This window comes from Viridibacillus arvi (assembly GCF_001274945.1).
GTDB lineage: Bacteria > Bacillota > Bacilli > Bacillales_A > Planococcaceae > Viridibacillus > Viridibacillus arvi.
Genome location: NZ_LILB01000005.1, coordinates 1 through 5,447 on the forward strand (window position 1 = coordinate 1; position 5,447 = coordinate 5,447).

A 5,447-nucleotide genomic window follows, 5' to 3' on the forward strand; every position below is an offset into this window, starting at 1 on the left:
TGTGTTGAACATTTTTAGTATAACATGAAGTGTTTTTCGATTTAAAATGATTTACTTGACATTCTATTAGCTGGTTTCGTATTATAAGTCTTAAAGAAGCTCGATTTAATACATAAATACACTATTCTTTCCAGTTTAGATTTTCCACATGCCAATCGACAATCTGGTTTGGATGGATAGAGTTTTTTTGTTTTGTGACAAACTCCAATCCAAATAGAGGTCCGTTGGTAACCAGTAATAAGTCTTCTTCATTTTTCATTTGAATTTCATCATTAAATTTTCTTTTATTAAAGCTTGAAATCTTATACGTTTTATTTTGAGAGAAAATCAAACCTTTTCCATCATATCCCGCACCTGTGTCATCTTCATTAGCATCTAATAGCTTAATTTTATTTGACTCAGTGTTCAAAAGAAGCAATCCTTCAGGTGAGTTGTGAATGGTATATTCAAAAAATGCTACATTTTCATCATCAACCGGTTTTAAATGTCCAATAAATTGGAATTGTGTTTTATAAGTTTCCAGTTTTCCACTCTTTAAATCTAATTTTTTAATGATTGCTTTTTCATCGTATTTCCTATTATCTATATACCACATTTTATTTTCTGAAAAATAGAGTGACTCATTTGGATAATGGACTGTTTGTATTGTATCAATTTTCTTTTGATTACCAGTAACAATATCATAGCCAATAATTGTTGCGGAATATGTACCTAATTTCATTGTGTCACTCTCATTGTTACTCGGCTCTTGGTTTACGATTTTTGTGTTGTCTTCCTCTATCCAATAAATTGTTTGATTTTTAATGAAGGCCGCATTAATATTTCGCTTCTCCGAATCTTTATACGTTTTAATGACCTTTTCCTTTTTAATATCGTAAATCACCAATTCATTTAAATAGTCAACACCATTATTATCTAACCATATAACATATTCGTCATTTGCGGTTATATTACGAACCCCTCCCCCATTGAACTTTGTATCATAAATCTGCTTTGTTTCGCCATCCTTCTTGTCAACTTGAAGTACTTTTCCTAACATAGTTTCATCCTTCATAATTGACGTAAAGAAGTGTCGCTTTGTATTTGCTACATTGAAAAGTGAATACTCGTCACTGGTCGTATAAGTAGTACGATCTTTATGATGATTGATGGCAAATGAAATTTCCGTATTAGACTTTTTGAAGTAATATATATATACACTTATACTCATAACTAAAATAGTAATGGCGAAAATAAATTTATTTTTTTTCATAATTCTCCTCTAATAGATGAAGACCGGATTTGGACTACTTAAGTTTTTTTCGTACATTGCTTTTGTCAATGTTCCTTTTTTCCCTTTTCCAGTGCCAATAGGTTCCCACCATTTTGTAAAATGTTTACCATTTGTATCATATAAATAAGCTTGATGTTTATCAGCTACCTTCTTTACTGATCCAACAGTTAAGTAGTGACCTGAGTTAATATTAGGGTTAACATTTTTATAACCATCTAAATAATACTGATGAACCAACACAATAGGTGCATTTGATTTTTTCTTTAACACACCATCTAATCTAGTTACAACTTTATTTGCTGCATCATTTCCAAATTCTTTTATTGTACCAGTTATGTATGGTGTTGAAGAAAAATTATATACATTCCTAAAATTATTGAGCTGAATTTTCATAAAATCTGAAGTAGTACTTCCGGATTTTGCACTGTAATGCATAAGTATCCCCATCTTATTTAGCCAGTCTTTCGCATCAAATTTCGCTCCTTGTTTAGAGGCATGAAAGCTCATCGCTTGAACTACATTTGTTGGTCCACACCAGTGACTATAAGGTTGTTTGAGATGCGTTATTCCACTAATCGCTGCTCTTGTAGATATCGATCCAACTGGCAATTCATCATTGTAATTTTCTAGGAATTCTTCTAATTCCGCATCTTTTGCTTCTGAAATCAATTTATCGTATTCTGCAAATTCTTCCATAATCTTTTCTGATTCATATGATTCATCTAATCCTTCATTTTCTGAATCTCCTTCTAATTCATTATTAAATAGATTGAATCGATGTTGATTATCCTTATTAAGATTTTGATTCTCAATCATAGCCTCTCTTTTTGCTTCTATAGCTGGATCAATTAAATCAGAATAGCATGTTTCATCTTGTTTCTTTCTTCAACTAAACTGCTGCGTTAGTTCAATAAAGAAAAAAGAGCTGCATACGCAACTCAATGATCTTAAAGTAAAGCACCCCGTTAGTTAAACAAGGAATTGAACGCTTCCAAAGGTTTCAGTCATATATCTATCTCAATCTTTAATTAGATTTCCCTCTTATTAATGTTAGGATTTGATAACCATCCGAAGGAAGTCCTGCATAAGGTTTTAACCATTTAGGATAGATAAAAGGAATACTCGTAAATATAAACAGGATGAGATTAAAATAAGTAATTCCATTTAAAAAGTTATTGATTTCATAATACGTTACTTCTAAAGATGTAAGATAAGCACCAGCAAATAGAAAAAAGATACGATTGGACCACCTGCCGTAAACATGATATTTTGAAATCTTGAAAGAGTATTCCTACTTTCCACGTAACACAACCCAAAATACGCCCACTTTATATGGAAATTCACACTTCCAATTCTAAAGTTAACTAAAGTACGACGTTAGTTCTATAGGAAAAGCGATTCTTATTAAAGAATCGCTCCTGATTGCGGAAAATATGTAACTTCCTTTTATGTGTTGTTCCAAAGAAAGCAACAGAATTATTAGTTTAAATCCATATATTATTTTCAGCGGTTAATTTATAATTAGTTTCACCAGTGTTGACTACACCTTTAGGCTCTACCAGCATTATATGACATTCCTTTTCAGCGTAAGGCTTATGTTCCACACCTTTTGGTATCACATACATTTCTCCTTTGGAAAGTTTAACCTCTCCATCACGGAATGCGATGGACATCTCTCCGTCTAACACAATGAATGCCTCATCGGTGTCTTTATGATCATGCCATACAAAATCCCCCAGAATCTTAACTAACTTAAACTGATAGTCATTCATTTCACCAATGACTTTGGGCGACCAGTGTTCACTGAATTTGGACAGTTTCTCGCTTAGATTAATAGCATTATAATGTATATAAATCCCCCCCAGAACTATTCTTAACCTAATTTTACAACATCGATAGATTAATTACTATTTTGATAAAGATCTCAATAGTTTCTGCTGATCTCCACAAAATGGCCCAATTATTGAACAAAGATCAAACAGCACTCTCTCTTGAACTAAACTGCCCCGTAAGTTCCATAAGAAAAAAGCTTCACTCATTCTTGAAGTAAAGCATCCGTTAGTTGAATAAGAACAGAGACGCTTATTAAACAATCGCGCCCGATTGCGGTATAGTTAAGCAATATTTTCACCAAAACTTTAAGTAATGAACAAGCGTGTTAATTCCTACAAACTTTACACCGTCATGCCAACCGTGGATTGGAATATTCGATGAAAGTGATACTTTGAAAAATTTGATTGTGCTGCAATATTTTCCAAAGTAAGTGGTTCGTGTAGGTTTTCTTCCACATACAGTGTATCCTTAGACATCCCAAGTATCGTCGAAACCTCTTGTATTGAATAAAGTTTTTCCATGAATACAGAATATCATTTGAGTTGACTCCAATGTCAAGCGCATTTTTAAATAATAATATTTATCTTTTGTAAATAAACTTTATTCCGCAAACTGGCCCGATTGTTGAACGCAAGTTAAACAACACTATTCAACTAACCTGCCCCGTTAGTTCAACAAAAAAAAGAGCTGCATATGCAACTCAATGATCTTCAAGTAAAGCACCCGTTAGTTGAAGAAGGAGCTTTTTCCAATTGCACTTTTACAACAATTTAATATTGTGTTTAAAAGGTAAAAAGTGTACATTTGTTAATTAGAAATTTGAGTTTTTTTAAACATTGAAATTAATGCCATACCAATTACTAATACAATGCCTAAGAAGAATAGTAAAAAACCAATTGGAATCAAGAAAAAGGGTTCTTCTAAGGTACCGTCTGAAGCCACGTTACTCCCTATTATTGCTTTTGCAATAATGCAAATTACTCCTAAAAAAATTGGTGTAGATGCAATTAAATACTTTTTCATAATCATTTTCCTCCAATTAAAAATTAGTTTAATCATTTTTTTTATAATCCAAGATATCACCTGGTTGACAATCTAATACTTCACATATTTTTTCTAAAGTGGAAAACTTGATAGCTTTTGCTTTTCCATTCTTTAATATTGAAACGTTCGCCATTGTAATTCCTAGTTTTCCCGATAATTCAGTAACACTCATTTTCCTCTTTGCCAGCATTACATCAAGATTAACTATGATAACCATGTTACACCTCAAATCGTAAATTCATTATCCTGCTTTATTTCACTTGCTCTAAGCATTAAATAAGAAAGCAAAGAAGTAAATACAGAAATAACAATTGCAAAAAACAGAATAAGCAAAAGAATCATTAATAGATTAGTGTTGTAATTTCCAGTGATAACGATGTATAGCAATGCAACAGCATATAATACCCCTTCTATCATTGCTAACACACCTATTAGCTTTAACCTTTTAGCATTTTCAACTGTAAAATCATTACCCACGCTAATATCTGAACAGATAATCCAACCTACACATAAAGCTATAAAGTATGGAACTCCTGTTATCCAAATAAACACTATAAAAGGTTTAAATAACGGCTTAAAAGATTTAGATTCTAGTAATACATTTCTTCCGATTTCTGGTCCAACGAAGATACAGAATAAAAAACCAAATAATCCGCAAAAAACAATTATTAATTTTAACCATTTTGCTAATTCCTTTTGTTTCATAATTCACCGCCTTATCAACTTCCTATAGCTATAATAATTTAAAAAAACATCCTTAGTCAATAATTATTTATCGTAAAACGATAAATAATTATTGTTACTTATAGTTATTGTGTAAAATAGACCCGGCTCAATACCGACAATCACCTCTGTTTTGTTAGTTACCTTTATCGTTTGACAAATCTTATCATAGATACTTTCAAAGCCTTCTTTCGATTGGTGTACTGCAATAGCTTTTTCAATTACACGCGCTAGTACCAACAAAAATAACCATTAAATTACTCTTCTAAATCGTGCTCCTGTGCTTTATTTTTAGCAATTCCAACAAGTTTGGGCGTTAAATCAATCAGTTATAATATAGCCCTCATTAGCGGGTTTTATAGAATATTTTTCCGGCCAAGCACCATTATCTAAAACCTTTCCTGTTATAGATAGGAATTTAACTCCTTATTGAACTAACCTGCCTCGTTAGTTGAATAAGAAAAAGGCTCTACTCCTTATTGAAGTAAAGCACCCCTTTCGTATTATAAGGTCAGCCAGAGAGAAATCTGGTTGACTATTTTTTATTCAATTTATAGATTGATAGTAGCCGGAG

The 5,447-nt window shown here is 32.0% G+C and carries 8 protein-coding genes; all 8 read right to left on the reverse strand.

What is annotated here, in order from left to right; translation table 11 throughout:
• Window positions 1-121: 121 nt before the first annotated feature.
• Window positions 122-1,252 (reverse strand): hypothetical protein, encoded by a 1,131-nt coding sequence (locus AMD00_RS09400; RefSeq protein WP_053416830.1) that lies wholly within the window; start codon window positions 1,250-1,252, stop codon window positions 122-124.
• 9 nt (window positions 1,253-1,261) lie between these two features.
• Complete coding sequence (locus AMD00_RS09405; RefSeq protein ID WP_053416831.1) at window positions 1,262-2,089, reverse strand: hypothetical protein; 828 nt, start codon at window positions 2,087-2,089, stop codon at window positions 1,262-1,264.
• Window positions 2,090-2,757: 668 nt separating this feature from the next.
• Window positions 2,758-3,123, reverse strand: a complete 366-nt coding sequence (locus AMD00_RS09410; protein WP_053416832.1) for a cupin domain-containing protein — start codon at window positions 3,121-3,123, stop codon at window positions 2,758-2,760.
• Between the two features lie 324 nt (window positions 3,124-3,447).
• On the reverse strand, window positions 3,448-3,627 hold the full coding sequence (locus AMD00_RS22855; protein ID WP_407701120.1) for an AraC family transcriptional regulator: 180 nt from the start codon (window positions 3,625-3,627) through the stop codon (window positions 3,448-3,450).
• A 286-nt stretch (window positions 3,628-3,913) separates the two neighbouring features.
• Window positions 3,914-4,129 carry a DUF3955 domain-containing protein gene (locus AMD00_RS09415; RefSeq protein ID WP_053416833.1) on the reverse strand — a complete coding sequence of 72 codons (216 nt, stop codon included), beginning with the start codon at window positions 4,127-4,129 and terminating at the stop codon, window positions 3,914-3,916.
• A gap of 28 nt (window positions 4,130-4,157) precedes the next feature.
• Window positions 4,158-4,367 carry a helix-turn-helix domain-containing protein gene (locus AMD00_RS09420; protein ID WP_053416834.1) on the reverse strand — a complete coding sequence of 70 codons (210 nt, stop codon included), beginning with the start codon at window positions 4,365-4,367 and terminating at the stop codon, window positions 4,158-4,160.
• Between the two features lie 8 nt (window positions 4,368-4,375).
• Entirely contained in the window at window positions 4,376-4,855 is a 480-nt protein-coding gene (locus AMD00_RS09425) for a DUF2975 domain-containing protein (protein ID WP_053416835.1), read from the reverse strand.
• Window positions 4,856-4,918: 63 nt separating this feature from the next.
• Window positions 4,919-5,116 carry a hypothetical protein gene (locus AMD00_RS23505; RefSeq protein ID WP_169786342.1) on the reverse strand — a complete coding sequence of 66 codons (198 nt, stop codon included), beginning with the start codon at window positions 5,114-5,116 and terminating at the stop codon, window positions 4,919-4,921.
• Window positions 5,117-5,447: the final 331 nt, after the last annotated feature.

Excerpts from the sequence above, each read along its gene's own strand:
- AMD00_RS09400 (WP_053416830.1), bottom strand. The coding sequence starts at position 1,252 with ATGAAAAAAAATAAATTTATTTTCGCCATTACTATTTTAGTTATGAGT.
- AMD00_RS09405 (WP_053416831.1), bottom strand. The coding sequence starts at position 2,089 with ATGATTGAGAATCAAAATCTTAATAAGGATAATCAACATCGATTCAAT.
- AMD00_RS22855 (WP_407701120.1), bottom strand. The coding sequence starts at position 3,627 with ATGGAAAAACTTTATTCAATACAAGAGGTTTCGACGATACTTGGGATG.
- AMD00_RS09415 (WP_053416833.1), bottom strand. The coding sequence starts at position 4,129 with ATGAAAAAGTATTTAATTGCATCTACACCAATTTTTTTAGGAGTAATT.
- AMD00_RS09420 (WP_053416834.1), bottom strand. The coding sequence starts at position 4,367 with ATGGTTATCATAGTTAATCTTGATGTAATGCTGGCAAAGAGGAAAATG.
- AMD00_RS09425 (WP_053416835.1), bottom strand. The coding sequence starts at position 4,855 with ATGAAACAAAAGGAATTAGCAAAATGGTTAAAATTAATAATTGTTTTT.